General features: G+C 69.6%; 11 protein-coding genes and 8 pseudogenes. 13 read left to right on the top strand and 6 right to left on the bottom strand.

Annotation, left to right across the window (positions count from 1 at the left end; all coding sequences use genetic code 11):
* Positions 1-12: 12 nt before the first annotated feature.
* The 4 genes and pseudogenes from DPM13_RS22635 to DPM13_RS08410 all read right to left on the bottom strand — a co-directional run bounded on the left by DPM13_RS22635 (position 13) and on the right by DPM13_RS08410 (position 5859).
* Positions 13-1406 (bottom strand): annotated as a pseudogene (locus DPM13_RS22635) (SDR family oxidoreductase).
* A 77-nt stretch (positions 1407-1483) separates the two neighbouring features.
* Positions 1484-1918, bottom strand: a pseudogene (locus DPM13_RS08420) (RidA family protein).
* Positions 1919-1927: 9 nt separating this feature from the next.
* Positions 1928-2386, bottom strand: coding sequence for a YbjN domain-containing protein (locus DPM13_RS08415; RefSeq protein WP_080621358.1), 459 nt, complete (start codon positions 2384-2386; stop codon positions 1928-1930).
* Positions 2387-2430: 44 nt separating this feature from the next.
* A pseudogene (locus tag DPM13_RS08410) lies at positions 2431-5859 on the bottom strand (chromosome segregation SMC family protein).
* Positions 5860-5990: 131 nt separating this feature from the next.
* Here DPM13_RS08410 and DPM13_RS08405 point away from each other — a divergent pair.
* Positions 5991-6260: a CidA/LrgA family protein gene (locus DPM13_RS08405; RefSeq protein WP_317616421.1), complete on the top strand. Its 270-nt coding sequence runs from the start codon at positions 5991-5993 to the stop codon at positions 6258-6260.
* A 79-nt stretch (positions 6261-6339) separates the two neighbouring features.
* A pseudogene (locus DPM13_RS08400) lies at positions 6340-7055 on the top strand (LrgB family protein).
* Positions 7056-7118: 63 nt separating this feature from the next.
* Here DPM13_RS08400 and DPM13_RS08395 read toward each other — a convergent pair.
* A pseudogene (locus tag DPM13_RS08395) lies at positions 7119-7438 on the bottom strand (DUF6280 family protein).
* Positions 7439-7780: 342 nt separating this feature from the next.
* On the opposite strand from DPM13_RS08395, the gene efp reads away from it, so the two are divergent.
* Together efp and DPM13_RS08385 are read left to right on the top strand one after the other, a co-directional pair.
* Positions 7781-8344 carry an elongation factor P gene (efp, locus tag DPM13_RS08390; RefSeq protein ID WP_028719197.1) on the top strand — a complete coding sequence of 188 codons (564 nt, stop codon included), beginning with the start codon at positions 7781-7783 and terminating at the stop codon, positions 8342-8344.
* Positions 8345-8417: 73 nt separating this feature from the next.
* A complete protein-coding gene (locus DPM13_RS08385) occupies positions 8418-8723 on the top strand; it encodes a GNAT family N-acetyltransferase (RefSeq protein WP_028719196.1) in 306 nt (101 codons plus the stop codon).
* Here the strand turns inward: DPM13_RS08385 and DPM13_RS08380 are convergent.
* On the bottom strand, positions 8720-9502 hold the full coding sequence (locus DPM13_RS08380; protein ID WP_112887826.1) for a LysR substrate-binding domain-containing protein: 783 nt from the start codon (positions 9500-9502) through the stop codon (positions 8720-8722). The genes DPM13_RS08385 and DPM13_RS08380 overlap by 4 nt on opposite strands.
* 407 nt (positions 9503-9909) lie before the next feature.
* On the opposite strand from DPM13_RS08380, the gene chvE reads away from it, so the two are divergent.
* From chvE to DPM13_RS08340, 9 genes and pseudogenes are all read left to right on the top strand, one after another.
* Complete coding sequence (gene chvE, locus DPM13_RS08375) at positions 9910-10974, top strand: multiple monosaccharide ABC transporter substrate-binding protein (RefSeq protein WP_028719195.1); 1065 nt, start codon at positions 9910-9912, stop codon at positions 10972-10974.
* A gap of 57 nt (positions 10975-11031) precedes the next feature.
* Positions 11032-12605: pseudogene (mmsA, locus tag DPM13_RS08370) on the top strand (multiple monosaccharide ABC transporter ATP-binding protein).
* On the top strand, positions 12598-13785 hold the full coding sequence (gene mmsB, locus DPM13_RS08365; protein WP_112887825.1) for a multiple monosaccharide ABC transporter permease: 1188 nt from the start codon (positions 12598-12600) through the stop codon (positions 13783-13785). The pseudogene mmsA and the gene mmsB overlap by 8 nt, the downstream one beginning before the upstream one ends.
* Positions 13782-15520 (top strand): annotated as a pseudogene (locus DPM13_RS08360) (IlvD/Edd family dehydratase). The gene mmsB and the pseudogene DPM13_RS08360 overlap by 4 nt, the downstream one beginning before the upstream one ends.
* Positions 15507-16037, top strand: a complete 531-nt coding sequence (locus DPM13_RS25950) for a Gfo/Idh/MocA family protein (RefSeq protein WP_317616420.1) — start codon at positions 15507-15509, stop codon at positions 16035-16037. Before DPM13_RS08360 ends, DPM13_RS25950 begins: the two are co-directional and overlap by 14 nt.
* The gene (locus DPM13_RS25945) at positions 15947-16438 is read left to right on the top strand and encodes a hypothetical protein (RefSeq protein ID WP_317616419.1); all 492 of its coding nucleotides are present in this window, start codon (positions 15947-15949) and stop codon (positions 16436-16438) included. Before DPM13_RS25950 ends, DPM13_RS25945 begins: the two co-directional genes overlap by 91 nt.
* Positions 16432-17331 (top strand): 2-dehydro-3-deoxygalactonokinase, encoded by a 900-nt coding sequence (locus tag DPM13_RS08350; RefSeq protein ID WP_112887824.1) that lies wholly within the window; start codon positions 16432-16434, stop codon positions 17329-17331. Before DPM13_RS25945 ends, DPM13_RS08350 begins: the two co-directional genes overlap by 7 nt.
* Positions 17328-17930 (top strand): 2-dehydro-3-deoxy-6-phosphogalactonate aldolase, encoded by a 603-nt coding sequence (locus tag DPM13_RS08345; protein WP_112887823.1) that lies wholly within the window; start codon positions 17328-17330, stop codon positions 17928-17930. The genes DPM13_RS08350 and DPM13_RS08345 overlap by 4 nt, the downstream gene beginning before the upstream one ends.
* Positions 17927-18768: pseudogene (locus tag DPM13_RS08340) on the top strand (SMP-30/gluconolactonase/LRE family protein). Before DPM13_RS08345 ends, DPM13_RS08340 begins: the two are co-directional and overlap by 4 nt.
* The last annotated feature ends 115 nt before the right edge of the window (positions 18769-18883 follow it).

Here is an 18883-nt window from a genome sequence, read left to right as displayed (position 1 = left end):
GGGCGGGCTTTGTCAGCGCCCGCCGGCGATATCCAGGATCGCGCCGGTGACATAGCCGGCCTGCGGCGAGGCCAGCCACACCACCCCCTCGGCCACCTCGTCCGCGCTGCCGGGGCGGCTCATCGGCACGGACCGCGCCAGCTTGCGCGGCCGGTCCGGGTCGCCGATCTCGGCATGGATGTCGGTCTCGATCAGGCCCGGGCGGATCAGGTTGACGCGGATGCCGTCGCCTGCCAGTTCCTTCGACAGGCCGTTCGTCAGCGCCTCGACCGCCGCCTTGGACGCGGCGTAATCCACATATTGCCCGCCGCCCCCCAGCCGCGACGCGGCCGAGCCGATGATGGTGATGCTGGCCGTGGGCTCGCCCGTGCGGCCCATGCGCCGCGCCGCCTCGCGGCAGGTCAGCAGCGCGCCGGTGACGTTCACGCGGATCACCCGCTCGATCCGGTCCAGGCCCATCTCGGCCAGCCGCATGGCGGGGGCGGCGATGCCGGCGTTGACGACCACCGCGTCCAGCCGCCCGATGGCGCCTCGGCCTCGTCAAAGACGCGGATCACGTCGGCCTCGACCGACACGTCGCCTTGCGACACGACAACCCGGCGGCCCAGGTCGCGGATGCGGGCGGCGGTCTCCTCGGCGGCGGCGCGGTCGCCGCGCCAGTTCAGCGCGATGTCCCAGCCGCGCTCGGCCGCCATCAGCGCCACCGCGCGCCCGATCCCGCGCGAGCCGCCGGTCACAAGCATGGTTCCCTCTGGCTGGTCATGGCAGATACCCCTCGAAGGTGATGTTCCGCGCAAGGCGCCGCGCCTCGGCCTCATCGGCGGGCGAACATGGCGCACAGGATCGGCACGCCCGCTGCGCCGCCAAGGCCGCCACCGCCAGGTTGGCAAGGTCCGTGTGGTCGTGCGAGACGAACCCCGCCGCCACCCGGCGAATTCGGTGTCGGGCCGATCTGCCGGGTTCTGGGGATCGCACCATCGACGTTCTACAGCTTCAAGGCTGTGGAGCGTGATCCCGCCCTGGCATCGGATCGGGCCAGGCAGGACTGGAAGGACATGACCGCCATCAAGCAGATATTCGACGCGCAAGGCCTCGGCCACCCTGCCGGGCAAGGCGCCCACATCCGGGCCCGAGGCGATGGTCGGGTCCTTGATCTCGATCAGCAGGGGCACCCGGCCCGCCACCGCGTCAAGCATCTCGCGCAGCGTCGGGATGGTCTCCTGCGTCTCAAGCAGGTGCAGCCTGGCCAGCTGCGCCGGCGTGCTCGCGGCGACGGTGCCGTTCTCGATATCGGTCAGCCGGGCTAGTTCGTAATCGTGAAACACCATGGGCGTATCGTCCATGGCGCGCTGGATGTCGCATTCGATGCCGTAGCCGGCGGCGATGGCGGCGCGGAACGCCGCCATGCTGTTTTCCGGCACGCCCGGCCCGTGCAGCCCGCGATGGGCGATGGGCCGGTCCAGGAAACCCCGATGCAGGCCCATCATGCGATCGCGAAGATGGCCTCGATCTCGACCGCGACGCCGCGCGGCAGCGAGGGGGCCGAGACGGCGGCACGGGCATGGCGGCCCTTGTCGCCGAACCCTCGGCCATCAGGCGAGCGTCGTTGATCACCTGGGCTGGTCGGTGATGGTCGCGGTCGAATTGACGAAGCCGCCCAGCTTGACCACGCGCGCCACCCGGTCCAGCGACCCCAGCGCCGCCCGCGCCTGCGCCAGCAGCGACAGCCCGCAGCCGCGCGCGGCCTCGGCGCCCTGCTCGACCGCCAATCGTCGCCCAGCCGGCCCTTGAGCGCCGAGATCTGCCCCGAGACGAACAGCAGGTTCCCCGAAATCACCCAAGGCACATAGTTCGCCGCCGGCGCCGGCGCCTCGGGCAGGGTGATGCCCAGTTCGGTCAGTTTGCTTTCGATGCTCATGAAGCCCCTCTAGTTGCTGATGGCGGCGCGGAAATCGCGCAGGGTGTCGCGCCAGGTGGCCAGCGCGTCCTCGAAATTCTTGCGCCCCAGGCCGTCCTCTGCAAGCCCGATATCCATTTCCAGATAGGGCTGGCCCTCGTCCGTCAGCACGACCTTGCCGAAGGGATGGTCGCGGTTCCAGCCGTTCGCGTCCTCGGGCGTCATCGGGCTGGTCAGGGTAAAGCCGGTGACGAACTGCATGCGCCGGCACAGGGGCGCGCAATCGTAGAAATAGACGTTGAACAGCGTGCCGTCGATCTCGCTTTCCAGGGCGGCCAGGCCCTGCACGTCCCGTCCCCAGGTGACGGGCAGGCCAAGCTGGGACAGGATGGCGCCGATCTGGGCGGGATCGCCCAGCACCTGCCCCGGCATGGGGGCGGGCGCCGTCTGCAGGACGGCGGCGAACAGCAGGGCGGGCAGGACGGGCATGGACGGCTCCGCAAGGGGTTGGGCGGCCTATAGCCGCTTGCCCTTCAGGCGACCAGAGCCTCTGCGCGGGTCAGGTCCACGCTGACCAGCTGGCTGACGCCCTGTTCCACCATCGTCACCCCGAACAGGCGGTCCATCCGCGCCATCGTCACCGCATGGTGGGTGATGACCAGAAAGCGCGTCCGGGTGCGGCGGGTCATTTCGTCCATCAGGTCGCAGAACCGGGTGACGTTGGCGTCGTCCAGCGGCGCGTCGACCTCATCCAGAACGCAGATCGGCGCGGGATTGGCCAGAAAGACGGCAAAGATCAGCGCCAGCGCGGTCAGCGTCTGTTCGCCCCCCGACAAAAGGCTCAGCGTGCTCAGCTTCTTTCCCGGCGGCTGGCACAGGATTTCCAGCCCCGCCTCAAGCGGATCGTCGGATTCGACCAGCACCAGCCGCGCCTCGCCGCCGCCGAACAGATGGGTGAACAGCGTGGTGAAATTGCGGTTCACCGTGTCGAAGGCCGCCAGCAGCCGGTCGCGCCCCTCGCGGTTCAGGCTGGCGATGCCCTGGCGCAGCTTGCGGATCGCCTCGGCCAGGTCGTCCTTTTCGGCGGCCAGCCGGTCGCGTTCGGTTTCCAGCTCCGCCTTGTCGTCGTCGGCGCGCAGGTTGACCGCGCCCAAGCCCTCGCGTTGCTGGCGCAGCCGGGCGATCTGCGCCTCGAGCGCGTCGAGGGCCGTCGCGTCGACCGAGCCCAGGCTTTCCAGCAGCGCCTGCGGCGTGGTTTCGGCATCCTCCAGGATGCGGGCGCGGGCCTGCGCCTCGGCCTCGGCCGCCGCCTCGGCGCGGGCCTCGCGGGCGGCGCGGGCCTCGCGCGCGTCGGATGCGGCGCGCTCGGCCTCGCGCTCGGCCTCGGCGGCAAGGCGCTGGGCCTGTTCGGCGGCGGACAGGGCGGCGCGGGCGCGGGTCAGGCGGGCGCTCGCCTGCGCCTCGGCCTCGGTCAGGACCGCGCGGCGCTCGGCCAGGACCTCGGGCTGGGCCTCGGCCTCCTCCAGCTCCAGGGCGCTGCCTCGCGCCGGGCGGCCAGTTCGGCGGCGCGGGTGCCGGCCTGGTCCAGCCGCTGGCGCCAGCCGGCCACCTCGCGCGCGATCTCGGCCAGGCGCCGGGCACGGGCCTCGGCTTCGCGCCGGATCTCGTCCAGCGCGCCGCGCCGGGTCAGCGTGGCGATGCGCGCGGCCTCGACCCCCATGCGGGCATGGTCCAGCGCCTGGGCGGCGGCGGCGCGCTCGGGCAGATCGGCCAGCGCGCGCTCGGCCTCGGCCAGGCGGGCGCCGGCATCGTCCGCGTCGGCGCGGTGGCGCGCCAGTTCCGCGCGCGCCGCCTCGGCCCGGCCTTGCGCCAGAGACAGGTCGGATTCCGCGCGGGTCGCGGCACGGGCGGCGTCCGACAGGCCGCGCTCGGCCTCGCGCCGCAGGTCGCGGGCGCGCTTTTCGGCCTCGGTCGCGGCGGCGTGCCGTTCGGTGCACGCCCGGTGTACGGCCTGTGTACGCTCGGCACGGGTCCGGGCGGCCTCGGCCTGGGCCGACAGCTCGGCCAGCTGGTTCACCTTCTGCAGATGCAGCGCCGCGGCCGAGACGGACTCCCCCGCCATCACCCGCATCCCGTCCCAGCGGAACAGATCGCCCGCCAGCGTCACCAGCCTTTGCCCCGGCGCAAGGCCGGGTTGCAGCGCGGCGCCGGTTTCCGCGTCGGGCACAAGCCCGACCTGCGCCAGACGCCGGGCCAGCGCGGCCGGCGCCTCGACTGCGGCGCCAGGGCCGGGACCGGCAGCGCCGGGCCGTCGCAGGGCGGCAGCGCGTGCCAACCCGACCCCTCGCTGACCAGCGCGGCCTGCAGATCGTCGCCCAGCGCGGCGCCGAAGGCCGTCTCGTGGCCGCGCGCCACCCGCACCAGGTCCGGACCGAGCCCGTGCCCTGGCCGCGTTCGACCAGCCGGCGCAGCGCCGCCATCTCGGCCGCCAGCGCCGAAAGCCGCCCTCGGCCTCGGCGCGGGCGGCGCGGGCCTCGGCCTCGGCGTCCTCCAGGGCGCTGCGCTCCTCCTCGGCGGCGGCCAAGGCCTCCTCGGCCAGTTCGGCGCGGGCGCGGGCCGCCTCCATCGCCGCCTCGGCGGCCTCCCGGGCGGCCTCGGCGCCGGTCCCGGCCCTGGACGCGGCGGCAAGCTTTTCCTCGGCCGCGACCGCCGCGCGGTCGGCGCGGGCCTGCATCTGGCGCAGGTCATGGGCCAGCCGTTCGGCGGATTGATGGCGGCGGCCAGCCGGGCGGCTTCGTCGGTCAGCTCGGCCAGCCGCGTCTCGACCAGGCGCAGCGCCTCGGCGGCCTCGTCGGCGGCCTCGCCAGCGGCAGCCAGACGGTCGTCGTGGCCCCGGCCGGCCTGCTCCAGATCCTGCCGTTCGGCCTCCAGCCGGGCGATGACCTCGCCGGCGTCGCGGTTCAGCCCCGCCTCGCGCTCGAGGTCGCGGTCAAGCTGGGCGATGCGCGCGACCAGCGTGCGGATCGCCTGGGCGGCGCGGGCCTCGGCCTCGTCCAGGGCCTCGCGCTCGACGGTGGCGCGCGACAGGATGGCGGCGGCGACCTGCTCCTCGTCCCGCAGCGGCGGCAGGGCGGCATCGGCGGTCTCGCGCGCGGCGATGGCGCGGCGGGCCTGCGCCTCGGCCCCGGCGGCGGCGCGCAGGGCATCCTGCAGCGCCTCGGCCGCGGCGGCGCGGGCCTGGTCGGCCTCGGCCCAACGGCGATACAGCAGCATCCCTTCGGCCCGGCGCAGGGCGGCGCCGATCTCGCGATGCGGGCGGCGGCGCGGGCCTGCCGGGCCAGCGAGGCGGCCTGCGCCGACAGCTGATCCAGCGTGTCGTCCAGCCGCGCCAGGTTCGCCTCGGCGGCGTTCAGCTTCAGCTCGGCCTCGTGCCGGCGCTGGTAAAGGCCGGAAATGCCGGCCGCTTCCTCAAGGATGCGGCGGCGGGCCTTGGGCTTGGCGTTGATCAGTTCCGAGATCTGGCCCTGCCGCACCAGCGCGGGCGAATGGGCCCCGGTCGAGGCGTCGGCGAACAGCATCTGCACGTCGCGCGCCCGCACCTCGCGCCCGTTGATGCGATAGGCCGAACCCGCGTCACGCGTGATCCGGCGCGAGATTTCCAGCGTGTCGCTGTCGTTCATCCCCGCCGGGGCCAGCCGCTCGGCATTGTCGATCAGCAGCGTCACCTCGGCATGGGCGCGGGCGGACCGGCGGGCGGTGCCGGCAAAGATCACGTCCTCCATCCCTTCGCCGCGCATGGCGGTGGGCCGGTTCTCGCCCATGACCCAGCGCAGCGCCTCGAGCAGGTTCGACTTGCCGCAGCCGTTCGGACCGACGACTCCGGTCAGCCCGTCGTGGATGACCAGGTCGGTCGGGTCCACGAAGCTCTTGAAGCCGTTCAGGCGCAGCCGGTCGAAACGCAAGGGGTCATCCCGATTGGATCCATGGGGGATTTTTCGCGGTTTCGGCCCCCTTAGTCAACCGCGCCCCCTAGATATCGGGTCCGCCGCGGTGTTATCCACAAGATTTGAGGATATTTCGACCGGAATCCCCCATGATCCCCGCGCTTGTCATCCTGCTTTCGTTCCAGCTTGCGGGCGAGATCGCCGCCCGCGGGCTGGGCCTGCCCGTCCCCGGCCCCGTGATCGGCCTTCTGCTGCTGGTCGCCAGCTGCAGCCTGCGCCCCCGCCTGGCCGGGATGCTGCGCCCCGTCACGCTGGGCCTTCTGGGCAACCTGTCGCTGTTCTTCGTGCCGGCGGGCGTCGGCGTCGTGGCGCATCTGGGCGAATTCCGCGCGACGGGCTGGCCATCGCGCTTGCGCTGACCGTCTCGACCGCGCTGGCCATCGCGGTGGCGGCGCTGGTCTTTGTCTGGGTCGTGCGCGCCACCGGAGGCCAGGGCGAATGACCGACGCGGGGATGATCTGGTCCTATCTGTCGCGCGGGCCGCTGCTGTGGCTGACGGCGACGCTGGTGGCCTACTGGCTGGGGGACCGCTTTTTCCGGGCGATGGGGCGGCAAAGCTGGGCCAACCCGGTGCTGGTCGCGGTGATCCTGCTGGCGCTGGTGCTGGGGGTGACGGGCACCGATTATCAGACCTATTTCGAGGGCGCGCAATTCGTCCATTTCATGCTGGGTCCGGCCACGGTCGCGCTGGGGATGCCGCTTTACGAAAACCTGCATCGGGTGCGCCGGGCGGCGCTGCCCTTGGCGGCGGCGCTGGTCGCGGGCTCGGTCACGGCCATCGCCTCGGTCCTGGCGATCGGGCATGCCTTCGGCCTGTCGCCGGTGATGATGGCCAGCCTTGCGCCGAAATCGACCACCGCCCCCGTCGCCATCGGCATCGCCGAGGGGCTGGGGGGCGAGCCGACGATCACCGCCGTCCTGGTGCTGCTGACCGGGATCTTCGGCGCGGTGATCGTGCGCCCCTGCTGAACGGGCTGGGCGTGCGCGACTGGCGCGCGCGCGGCTTTGCGGTGGGCGTGGCCGCGCATGGCATCGGCACCGCCCGCGCCTTCCAGGTGAACGAAACCGCGGGGGCCTTCGCCGGCATCGGCATGGGGCTGAACGCGGTGCTGACCGCGATCATCGCGCCCCTGGTGCTGCGCCTGTTCCAGTGACAGCAAAAAGGCCGCCCTGGCGTGGGGCGGCCGAAAGCACGACAGATGTCGAAGGAGGGGCGATCAGGCCGCGTCGGCTTCCTCGGCGGCGTGGCGGCGTTCGGATTCCTCGCGCGACAGCGCGACCGAGGTGCGCACGCCCTTGGCCACGAACTCCATCAGGCCCTTGACCACGCGTCGTTCGGGTCGATGCCGGCGCAGGACAGGACCTCGCGCCCGTCGCGCGACCGTGCCCAGCGTGCAATCTGATCAGGCCCGTTGCCATATTTTTTGTCATCCGCGATCGCATCGTCCAGGGCAGCCAGCACCACCGCGGCAAAAAGCTTGCGGGCGCGCTGTCCTTGTTCAAAATTGAAAGCCGAGCCATCCACAAAATCGCGCATTTTCTTTATCCTGTTATTCTTGCCAAACCGCATAGCGGCGGGGCCCCTGCCCTGCCGATGTTGATCGCCAGTCAATGGCGGCGCCTGTCGGGATTAGCCGATCCCGGGTCTGATTCGGTATGCCCTCACCCTCATGACAGCCATGCATAGCGCGCAAGGCGCGCGAAATCTGCGGATAACACGAAAATGATAACCGATTCACGACAACCAAATCCCTTCAGTCAGCCTTGACAACGCCGAAAGTCCGATCCGGTTGCCTTGGACCGCGTGGCTGGATATAGGGCCGGCTGATGGCGGTTCAACCCCGGACCGACCGACTTTCCCGATATCAAGGTTTGCAGGATGGCCCGGATCAACGGCAATGAAATCAAGCCCGGCTTTGTGCTGGAACACGACGGGGGCCTGTGGGCCGCGGTCAAGGTCAACCACGTCAAGCCCGGCAAGGGCGGCGCATTCGCCCAGGTCGAGCTGAAGAACCTGCGCGACGGACGCAAGCTGAACGAACGCTTCCGGTCCGAGGACAAGGTCGATCAGGTCCAGCTGGAATTCAAGGACCAGCAGTTCCTGTATGAATCCGACGGCAAGCTGGTGTTCATGGACAGCGCCACCTTTGAACAGACCGAACTGGACGCCGACCTGCTGGGCGACCGCCGCCCCTTCCTGCAGGACGGCATGACCGCCGCCGTCGAATATTACGGCGACGAGCCCCTGTCCGTACGCATCCCGCAGAAGGTCGTCTGCCGCGTGGCCGAGACCGAGCCGGTGCTCAACGGCCAGACCGCCGCGAAAAGCTTCAAGCCGGCGATCCTGGACAACGGCGTGCGAGTGATGATTCCGCCCTTCGTCGGCGCGGATGAAAACATCGTCGTGAACACCGAAACCTTCGAATATTCCGAACGCGCCTGATCCCGCCGGGGGCATGGACCCCGGGACCGCTGCCGGGCGTTGTCCCGGCAGACCCCGGTCAAGGAGAAGTCCCGTGTCCCAGCCCCGTCCCAATGTCCGCCACGAGGATAACGGATCCTCGGGCCGCTATTCCGTCGCCCTGCCCGGCATCCAGGGCGAGGCGGAACTGACCTGGCGCGCCGCCGGCCCCGGAACCATCGTTGCCGATCACACCTATGCGCCCCCCGCCATGCGCGGCAGCGGCGCGGCGGGCGCGCTGGTGGACCGGCTGGTCCAGGATGCCCGCAGCAAGGGCCTGCGGATCGTGCCGGCCTGCAGCTATGTGCGCATCCAGTTCGACCGGCATCCCGACTGGGCCGATGTGCGCGCCGGCGCCTAGACGGCGCGCTGCTGCAGTTCCTCGCGCAGGACGTTCAGAAAGACGCGCGCCGCGGCGGTGGGCTCGCGCCCGCGCAGGGTGACGATGGCATAGGGCGTCACCGCCAGGTCTGGGGCGACCGGCAGGCGCAGGACGGGCCCGCGGTTTTCCGCCTCGAACAGCCGTGCCGCCGAGGTGGAGAGCACCCCCACCGCCGGCGAATGCATGACGAAGGCCAGCGTCAGCATCAGCGACCCCGTCGAGATGACCGAGGCCGGCAGCACCAGTCCCCGGTCCAGCAGATAGCGTTCGACCGTGGCGCGCAGCACGGTACCCGGCGGCTGCATGACCCAGTCGTGGGCCAGGCAGTCCGACAGGCCGCAGGGGTTCCCGCCGAGCGGGTGATCCCGGCCCACGATCAGCGACAGGGGCTCGGGACCGATCGGCACCAGGTCGAAGCTGGCGGGGTCCAGCCGGTCGGGGACGCGGCCCAGATACAGGTCCAGTTCGCCGGCCAGCAGATCCGCGGCCAGCCGGTCGCTGGAATCGACCTCGATGGTGACGCGCAGGTTCGGCTCGGACCGCTCGAGGCTGCGCACCACCGGCAGCACCAGCTCCAGCGACGGCCCCGCGACCGAGCCCAGCCGCACCGCGCCCAGCCGGCCGCGGCCGATGTCGCGCACCTCGCGCCCGGCGATATCCAGGTCGCGCAGCATGATGCGCGCACGTTCGGCCAGACGCTCGCCGGCAGGGGTCAGGCTGACCCCCCGGCTGTGACGCAGCGTCAGATCGGCGCCCACGATCCGTTCCAGATCCGCCGGATGCGCGAGGCGGCCGGCTGCGTCATGTTCATGATCGCCGCCGCTCGGCGAGCTGGCCGCTGCGTTCCACCGCCACCAGCAGCGCAAGCTGGCGCAGCTTGATCCCCCGCGAGATCAGTTCCTCGGCCGCGTCCCGGCTGCCTGCCATGCGTGCTTATCCCGATGTTAGCGCTAAGACATATCATGCCTGGTATATCGCGCCGCGCAAACCGAAATTGACGGTCGCAAGCGCGGCGGTCTAGCCTGTCAGACAAGCGGGGCGCGCGCCGAGATGGCCGCCTTCGCTGCGGATCGCGCAGGCGGCCCGCGAAGGGGGGAAAGCAGGCATGAGGGTCAAGAGGCGCCGCCGAGCGCCCGCTTCTGCCGTGCCATGAACGGGAGAAAACATGTTCAATCTTAGGAAACTTGCTGTCGCCACGGCTTCGGTCCTGGCGCTTTCGCTGCCCGGGATCGCGGCGGCCGAAGGCATGGTCGGGATCTCGATGCCGACCAAGACCTCGGCGCGCTGGATCGACGACGGCAACAACATGGTCAAGCAGTTCCAGGACGCGGGCTATCAGACCGACCTGCAATATGCCGACGACGACATCCCGAACCAGCTGGCCCAGATCGAGAACATGATCACCAAGGGCGTGAACGTGCTGGTGATCGCGGCCATCGACGGCACCACGCTGTCGAACGCGCTGGCCAATGCCAAGGCCTCGGACATCAAGGTGATCGCCTATGACCGGCTGATCCGCGACACGCCCGACATCGACTATTACGCGACCTTCGACAACTTCAAGGTGGGCGTCGAGCAGGCCAATACCCTGGTCGAAGGACTCAAGGAGCGCTTCCCGGACGTCAAGCCCTGGAACGTCGAGCTGTTCGGCGGCTCGCCCGACGACAACAACGCCTTCTTCTTCTACGACGGCGCCATGTCGGTCCTGCAACCGATGATCGACGACGGCTCGATCGTGATCCCCTCGGGGCAGATGGGCATGGACAAGGTCGGCACCCTGCGCTGGGATCCGGCCACCGCCCAGTCGCGCATGGATAACATCCTGTCGGCGAACTACACCGACAAGCAGGTGAACGGGGTGCTTTCGCCCTATGACGGGCTCTCCATCGGCATCCTGTCCTCGCTCAAGGGTGTGGGTTATGGCTCGGGCGACCTGAAGATGCCGATCGTCACCGGCCAGGACGCCGAAGTCCAGTCGGTCAAGTCGATCCTGGCGGGCGAACAGTATTCGACCATCTTCAAGGACACCCGAGAACTGGCCAAGGTCACCGTCAGCATGGTCGACGCCATGATGAAGGGCGAAGAGCCGCAGGTGAACGACACCGAGACCTACAACAACGGCGTCAAGGTGGTCCCGTCCTACCTGCTGGAGCCGGTCGCCGTGACCGAGAAGAACCTCAAGGAGGTTCTGGTCGGCTCGGGCTACTACACCGAAGACCAGATCAAGTGACAAACCGGGATGCCGCCGCCAGGTCGCGGCGGCATCCCCATCGCGAAGGGGGAAGCGATGGACGCCATTCTGGAAATGCGGGGCATCACCAAGGAATTTCCCGGGGTGAAAGCCCTCGACAACGTCAACATGACCGTCCGCCGGGGCGAGATCCGGGCGCTGTGCGGCGAGAACGGCGCCGGCAAGTCCACGCTGATGAAGGTGCTGTCCGGGGTCTATCCGCACGGCACCTACGACGGCGAGATCCTGTACAACGGCAAGCCCGTCGCCTTTCGCGGCATCCCCGACAGCGAGGCGCAGGGCATCGTCATCATCCACCAGGAACTGGCGCTGGTGCCGCAGATGACGATGGCCGAGAACATCTTCCTGGGCAACGAGATCGCGACGCGCGGCGTGATCGACCGGCACGAGACGAACCGCCGCACCGCCGAGCTGCTGGCCAAGGTCGGCCTGCGCGAAAGCCCCGAAACCCGGGTGGGCGAGCTGGGCATGGGCAAGCAGCAGCTGGTGGAAATCGCCAAGGCGCTGTCGAAAAAGGTCGATCTGCTGATCCTGGACGAACCGACCAGTTCGCTGAACGAAAACGACAGCGATGCGCTGCTGCGCCTGCTGGCCAGCTTTCGCGACCAGGGCATGACGGCGATCCTGATCTCGCACAGCTGAACGAGATTTCGCAGGTCTGCGACAGCATCACCGTGCTGCGCGACGGCGCGACCGTGGCCCATCACGACGGCATGGTCCCCGAGGCGCAGATCATCAAGGACATGGTGGGCCGGTCGATGAACGACCGCTATCCCCCCCGCGAACCGAAGGTCGGCGAGGTGGTGATGCAGGTCCGCGACTGGACCGTGGCCGATCCCGCGCGCGAGGGCCGGCTGATGGTCGACCGCGCCAGCTTCGACCTGCGGCGGGGCGAGGTGCTGGGCATCGCCGGGCTGATCGGCGCGGGCCGCACCGAACTGGCCATGTCGATCTTCGGCCGCAGCATGGGCGCGTGGAAATCGGGCAGCGTGTCCATCCACGGCAAGCCCGTGGACCTGTCCACCGTGCCCAAGGCCATCAAGGCGGGCCTGGCCTATGTGACCGAGGACCGCAAGTCGCTGGGCCTGGTGCTGATCGACACGATCCGCCGCAACATCCCGCTGGCGAACCTGCGCGGCGTCGCCCCGAAGGGCGTCATCGACCGCCACAAGGAAGGCCAGGTCGCGCGCGACTATCGCAAGCAGATCAACATCCGGTCGTCCTCCATCGACCAGGCGACGGTGAACCTGTCGGGCGGCAACCAGCAGAAGGTCGTGCTGGCGAAATGGCTGTTCTCGGGCCCCGAGATCCTGATCCTGGACGAACCCACGCGCGGCATCGACGTCGGCGCCAAATACGAAATCTATACCATCATCCGCGACCTGGCGGCCGCGGGCAAATCCATCATCGTGATCTCCTCGGAAATGCCCGAGCTTCTGGGCATCACCGACCGCATCCTCGTGATGAACGAAGGCCGCCTGGTGGGGGACATGCCCACCGCCCAGGCGACCCAGGAACGCATCATGGAGATCATCATCACGTCGGGCCACACCCTGACCGAGGAAAACGTCACCCCCGAGGAAATCGAGGCCGAGGCCGCCCATGTCTGACACCATCGAAACCCGCCCCGGCGGCGATACCTTCGGCTTCATCCGCCGCAACATCCGCGAATACGGCATCCTGTTCGCGCTGATCATCATCATGGCGTTCTTTCAGATCGTCACGGGCGGCATCCTGTTCCGCCCGGTCAACCTGACGAACCTGTTCCTGCAGAACAGCCACATCGTCATCATGGCGGTCGGCATGCTGCTGATCATCGTCGCGGGCCACATCGACCTGTCGGTGGGGTCCGTCGCGGCCTTCGTGGGCGCGCTTGCCGCGCTGATGATCGTGCGCATGGGCCTGCCCATCCCGCTGGTGGTGGTGCTGTCGCTGGTCGCGGGGGCGCTGATCGGCGCGGCGCAGGGCTATTGGATCGCCTATTGGAAGATCCCCAGCTTCATCGTCACCCTGGCGGGGATGCTGGTGTTCCGGGGCCTGACCATGTGGATCCTGCAGGGGCAAAGCATCGGCCCCTTCCCGCGCGAATTCCAGATGATCGCCTCGGGCTTCATCCCGGACCTGTTCGGACCGGACAAGCCCAACACCCTGTCGCTGGTCCTGGGCTGGGGCGCGGCCATCGCCATCCTGTGGCTGCAGATCCGCGCCCGCAAGCGCGAAGAGGCCGTGGGCATCGCGGACGAGCCCTTTGCCTTCTTCGCGGCCAAGAACGCGCTGATCTTTCTGGCGCTGGTCTGGATGACCTGGGCCCTGGCGAATTTCCGCGGGCTGCCCAACGTCTTCATGGTCATGGCGATCCTGGTCGCGCTTTACGCCTTCATTTCCGAACGCACCACCATCGGGCGGCGCATCTATGCCATCGGCGGCAATGCCAAGGCGGCGAAACTGTCGGGCATCAACTCGGAACGGGTGGTGTTCCTGACCTTCGTCAACATGGGGATGCTGGCGGCCTTAGCGGGGATGGTCGTCTCGGCGCGGCTGAACTCGGCCACGCCCAAGGCCGGGGTCGGGTTCGAACTGGACGTGATCGCGGCCGTCTTCATCGGCGGCGCGTCCATGGCCGGGGGCGTCGGCACCGTGATCGGCGCCGTCGTCGGCGCCTTCATCATGGGCGTGATGAACAACGGCATGTCCATCCTGGGCATCGGCATCGACTATCAGCAGGTCATCAAGGGCCTGGTGCTGATGGCCGCCGTGATCTTCGACGTCTCGAACAAGAGCAAAGCATGACCACCTTCAAACCCGCCGAATGGCCGCGCACGCTGCGGTCGCAGCACTGGTATGGCGGCAATTCGCGCGACACCATCTATCACCGCGGCTGGCTGAAGAATCAGGGTTATCCGCATGACCTGTTCGACGGCCGGCCCGTCATCGGCATCCTGAACACCTGGTCGGACCTGACGCCCTGCAACGGCCACCTGCGCGAGCTGGCCGAAAAGGTGAAGGCCGGCGTCTGGGAGGCCGGCGGCTTTCCGGTCGAAGTGCCGGTGTTTTCGGCCTCCGAGAACACCTATCGGCCGACCGCGATGATGTATCGCAACCTCGCCGCCATGGCGGTCGAGGAGGCGATGCGCGGCCAGCCCATCGACGGGGCCGTGCTGCTGGTCGGCTGCGACAAGACCACGCCCAGCCTGCTGATGGGCGCGGCCTCGACCGACATTCCGTCCATCGTCGTGACCGGGGGCCCGATGCTGAACGGCTGGTTCCGGGGCGAGCGCACTGGCTCCGGCACGCATCTGTGGAAGTTCTCCGAGGCCGTGAAGGCCGGAGAGATGACGCAGGAGGACTTCCTGGACGCCGAACAGGCGATGAGCCGGTCCTCGGGCACCTGCAACACCATGGGCACCGCCAGCACCATGGCCAGCATGGCCGAGGCATTGGGCATGGCGCTGTCCGGCAATGCCGCGATCCCGGCGGTGGACTCGCGCCGCCGCGTGATGGCGCAGCTGACCGGCCGGCGCATCGTGCAGATGGTCAAGGACGACCTGAAGCCCAGCGACATCCTGACCAGGCAGGCGTTCGAGAACGCGATCCGCTGCAATGGCGCCATCGGCGGGTCGACCAACGCGGTGATCCACCTGCTGGCGCTGGCGGGCCGGGTCGGCGTCGACCTGACGCTGGACGATTGGGACCGCTGCGGCCGCGACATTCCGACCATCGTGAACCTGATGCCTTCGGGCCAGTACCTGATGGAGGAATTCTTCTATGCCGGCGGCCTGCCCGATGTTGCGGAACCGCCTGGGCGATGCGGCGTCCTGCCGGGACGAGTTGTAATGCAGTCGCAGATCTGGGACGAGGTCATGATATTTGGGAAGGTCGAATGGGAAGGTATATACATACTCTCCACCAGTGCTTACGAGGTTAGCATCGGACGTCGCTGCGCGGGAACCTGGCGCCGGGCGGCACGGTGCTGAAGCCTTCGGCCGCAAGCCCCCACCTGCTGCGCCATCGCGGCCGGGCGGTCGTGTTCGAGGACATCGACGACTACAAGGCGCGGATCAACGACGATGCGCTGGAGATCGACGAGACCTGCGTCATGGTGATGAAATACTGCGGTCCCAAGGGCTATCCCGGCATGGCCGAGGTCGGCAACATGGGCCTGCCGCCCAAGGTGCTGAAAAAGGGCATCACCGACATGGTGCGGATCAGCGACGCGCGCATGTCGGGCACCGCCTATGGCACGGTCGTCCTGCACACCTCGCCCGAGGCGGCGCGGGGCGGGCCGCTGGCCATCGTGCGGACCGGCGATTTCATCGAACTGGACGTGCCGAACCGGCGCCTGCACCTGGACCTGAGCGACGAGGAGATCGCGCGGCGGCTGGCCGAATGGGTGCCGCCCGTGGCCCCGCCCGCCAGCGGCTACGCCCGCATGTTCCACGATCATGTCGAGGGGGCCGACACCGGCGCCGATTTCGATTTCCTGAAAGGATGCCGCGGACGCGAGGTGGGACGTGACAGCCATTGATCTGGCCATCATCGGTTTCGGCAAGATCGCCCGGGACCAGCATCGCGCGGCGCTGGACGCCTCGCCCGTGTTCAATCTGGCTGCCGTGGTCGACCCCGTCGCCCGACCCGAGGGGCTGACTGCCTATCCCGAGATCGGCGCCCTGCTGCGCCAAAGCCCCCGGGTGCAGGCGGTGTCGCTGTGCACGCCGCCGCAGGTCCGCTTTGCCGTGGCGCGGCAAGCCCTGCTGGCGGGCAAGCACGTCCTGCTGGAAAAGCCGCCCGGCACCACGGTCAGCGAGGTGATGACCCTGCAAAGGATCGCCCGCGACCAGGGCCGGGTGCTGTTCGCCGCCTGGCACAGCCAGTTCGCGCCGGGAAACCGGGCGCCAAGGCCTGGCTGGCGGACAAGCGGATCACCCGCATCACCGTCACCTGGCGCGAGGACGTGCGGCGCTGGCACCCGGGCCAGGACTGGATCTTTGCCCCCGGCGGCACCGGCGTATTCGACCCCGGCATCAACGCCTATTCCATCCTGACCCACATCCTGCCCGTGGCGCTTTACACCACCGCGGCCACGCTGGAATTTCCCGAAAACCGCGACACGCCCATCGCCGCGCAGCTGACCATGCTGACCGAGGAAGGCGCGCCCGTGGACCTGGACTTCGATTTCCGCGAAACCGGGCCGCAGACCTGGGACATGCAGATCGACACCGACCGGGGCCGGCTGGACCTGTCCCAGGGCGGCGCGACCGTGCTGATCGAGGGCCGGGCCATCGCCAGCGAAAGCTCTCTGTCGGGGGAATACGACCGCATCTATGCCCGCTTTGCTCAGCTGATCCAGCGCGGCACCAGCGAGGTGGACCTGGCCCCTTTCCGCCACGTCGCGGATGCGATGATGCTGGGCCGGCGCATCCAGACCGAAGCCTTCGCATGGTAAGGCCCGACTGGATCGCGGTGGACTGGGGCACCAGCCGGCTGCGCGCCTGGGCCATGGCGGGCGGGCAGGTGCTGGAGGCCCGCGCCTCGGACAAGGGCATGGGCGCGCTGACCCCGGACGGGTTCGAGCCCGCGCTGCTGGAGCTGGCCGGCGACTGGCTCGATGGCGCCCCCCCGGTCATCGCCTGCGGCATGGTCGGGGCCCGCACCGGCTGGGCCGAGGCCGAATATCGCGCCGTCCCCTGCACGCCCCTCGATCCCTTGCGCGCCACACGGCCGCCCGTGCGGGACGCGCGGCTGGACGTCCATATCCTGCCCGGGCTGATGCAGTCCGATCCCCCCGACGTGATGCGGGGCGAGGAAACCCAGATCGCCGGTTTCCTGGCCGAGACCCCGGATTTCGCGGGCACGCTGTGCCTTCCCGGCACGCATTGCAAATGGGTCCGCGTCGAAGGCGGCCGCGTCACCGCCTTTCGCACCTTCATGACCGGAGAGCTTTACGCCCTGCTGTCGCGCCAGTCCGTCCTGCGCCTGACCATCGGCGAGGCCGCGGCGGATGCGGCCGCCTTTCACCGGACGCTGGCCGAGGTCGCAGCCGACCCCGGACTTGCGCAGGCGGGGCTGTTTCCGCTGCGGGCGGCCGCGCTGCTGGACGGGCTTTCGCCCGAGGCGGCGGCCGGGCGGCTGTCCGCCCTGCTGATCGGGGCCGAGATCGCGGCGGCGCGGCCCCTGTGGCAGGGCGCCCGCGTGGCGGTGATCGGCGCCGAGGGGCTGGCCGGGCTTTACGCAGGGGCATTGACGCAGCGGGGTGCCGACGCCTACCAAAAGGACGGCTCGGCCCTGGTCCTGACCGGACTGACCACCGCCGCCGCCGCATTGCTGAGGACCGAATGACCCAACCCATCATCGCCATCCTGCGCGGCCTGACCCCGGCCGAGGCCATTCCAGTGGGCACCGCCCTGATCGAGGCCGGCATCGACCGGATGGAGGTGCCGCTGAACTCGCCCGATCCGCTGGAAAGCATCCGGCTGATGGCCACCCGCTTCGGCGGCCAGGCCACCGTGGGCGCGGGCACCGTGCTGAGCCTGCCGGACGTGGGCCGTGTCGCGGACGCGGGCGGGCGGATGATCGTGTCCCCGGACATGAACCCCGAGGTGATCCGCGAAACCCGCCGGCTGGGGCTGGAAAGCTATCCGGGCGTCTTTACCGCCACCGAGTGTTTCCGCGCCATCGCCGCCGGCGCGACCGGGCTGAAGCTGTTTCCCGCAGGCCAGGCGGGGCCCGGCCTGCTGCAGGCCCTGCGCGCCGTCCTGCCGCCCGAAATCCCGGTCTATGCCGTGGGGGGCGTCGGGCCGCAGAACTTTGCCGACTGGTTCGCCGCCGGCGCCCAGGGCTTTGGCATCGGCACCTCGCTTTACCGGCCCGGCGACAGCCCCGAGGACGTGGGCGCGCGCGCGCGCGAGATGGTTTCGGCGCTGCGATCCCTGGCATGAGACATACGCTCTTCGATCCGCGCATCTGCACCCTGGGGGAAGGCGCGCTGTGGCACCCCGAACGCGGCCAGGCCTTCTGGTTCGACATCCTGGGCAAGCGCCTGCTGAGCCGGCATCAGGGGCGCGAACTGTCCTGGCAGTTCGACGAGCCCGTCTCGGCCGCGGGCTGGATCGACCGCGACAGCCTGCTGATCGCCAGCGCCAGCGCGCTTTTCCGCTTTCACCTGGGCAGCGGCGCGCGCGAGCCGCTGGTCGCGCTGGAAGCGGACAGGCCCGGCAACCGCTCGAACGACGGGCGGGCCGATCCCTGGGGCGGCTTCTGGATCGGCACGATGGGGCTGGACGCCAGCCCCGGCGCGGGCGCGAGCCATCGCAGGTTCGACGGCCGGCAGGAGCGGTTGCGACGGCATGGACACCCCAACGCCATCGCTTCGATCCCGCCGGGCGGCACGCCTATTTCGCCGACACCGCGCGCCAGATCGTCTGGCGCCAGCCGCTGGACGCCCGCGGCTGGCCGGTGGGCGAGCCTGCCATCTATCTGGACCTGACCGGCACCGACCAGCACCCGGACGGCGCGGTGACCGACGCGCGCGGCAATTTCTGGAACGCGCGCTGGGGCAGCGGCACGCTGGTCTGCCACGCGCCCGACGGCACCCAGATCGACAGCGTCACCCTGCCCTCGGCCCAGGTCAGCTGCCCGGCCTTCATCGGGGAAAACCTGGACCGCATCCTGGTGACCAGCGCGGCCGAGGGGCTGGACGGCGCACAGGACGGCCGCACCTGGCTGGTCCTGCCCGACGGCGCCCGCGGCCTGGCCGAGCCCCGGGTCAGGCCATGACCGCCACGGACTTCGGCACCCTGCCCGACGGCCGCCCCGTCCGGCGCGTCACGCTGTCCGCGCATGGGCTGACGGCCTCGGCATCACCTGGGGCGCCTCGCTGCAGGATCTGCGG

The organism is Paracoccus mutanolyticus (assembly GCF_003285265.1).
GTDB classification, from domain to species: Bacteria; Pseudomonadota; Alphaproteobacteria; order Rhodobacterales; family Rhodobacteraceae; genus Paracoccus; species Paracoccus yeei.
The sequence above is the reverse complement of the archived record's forward strand: the minus strand, read 5'-3'. Positions and strand labels throughout refer to the sequence as shown.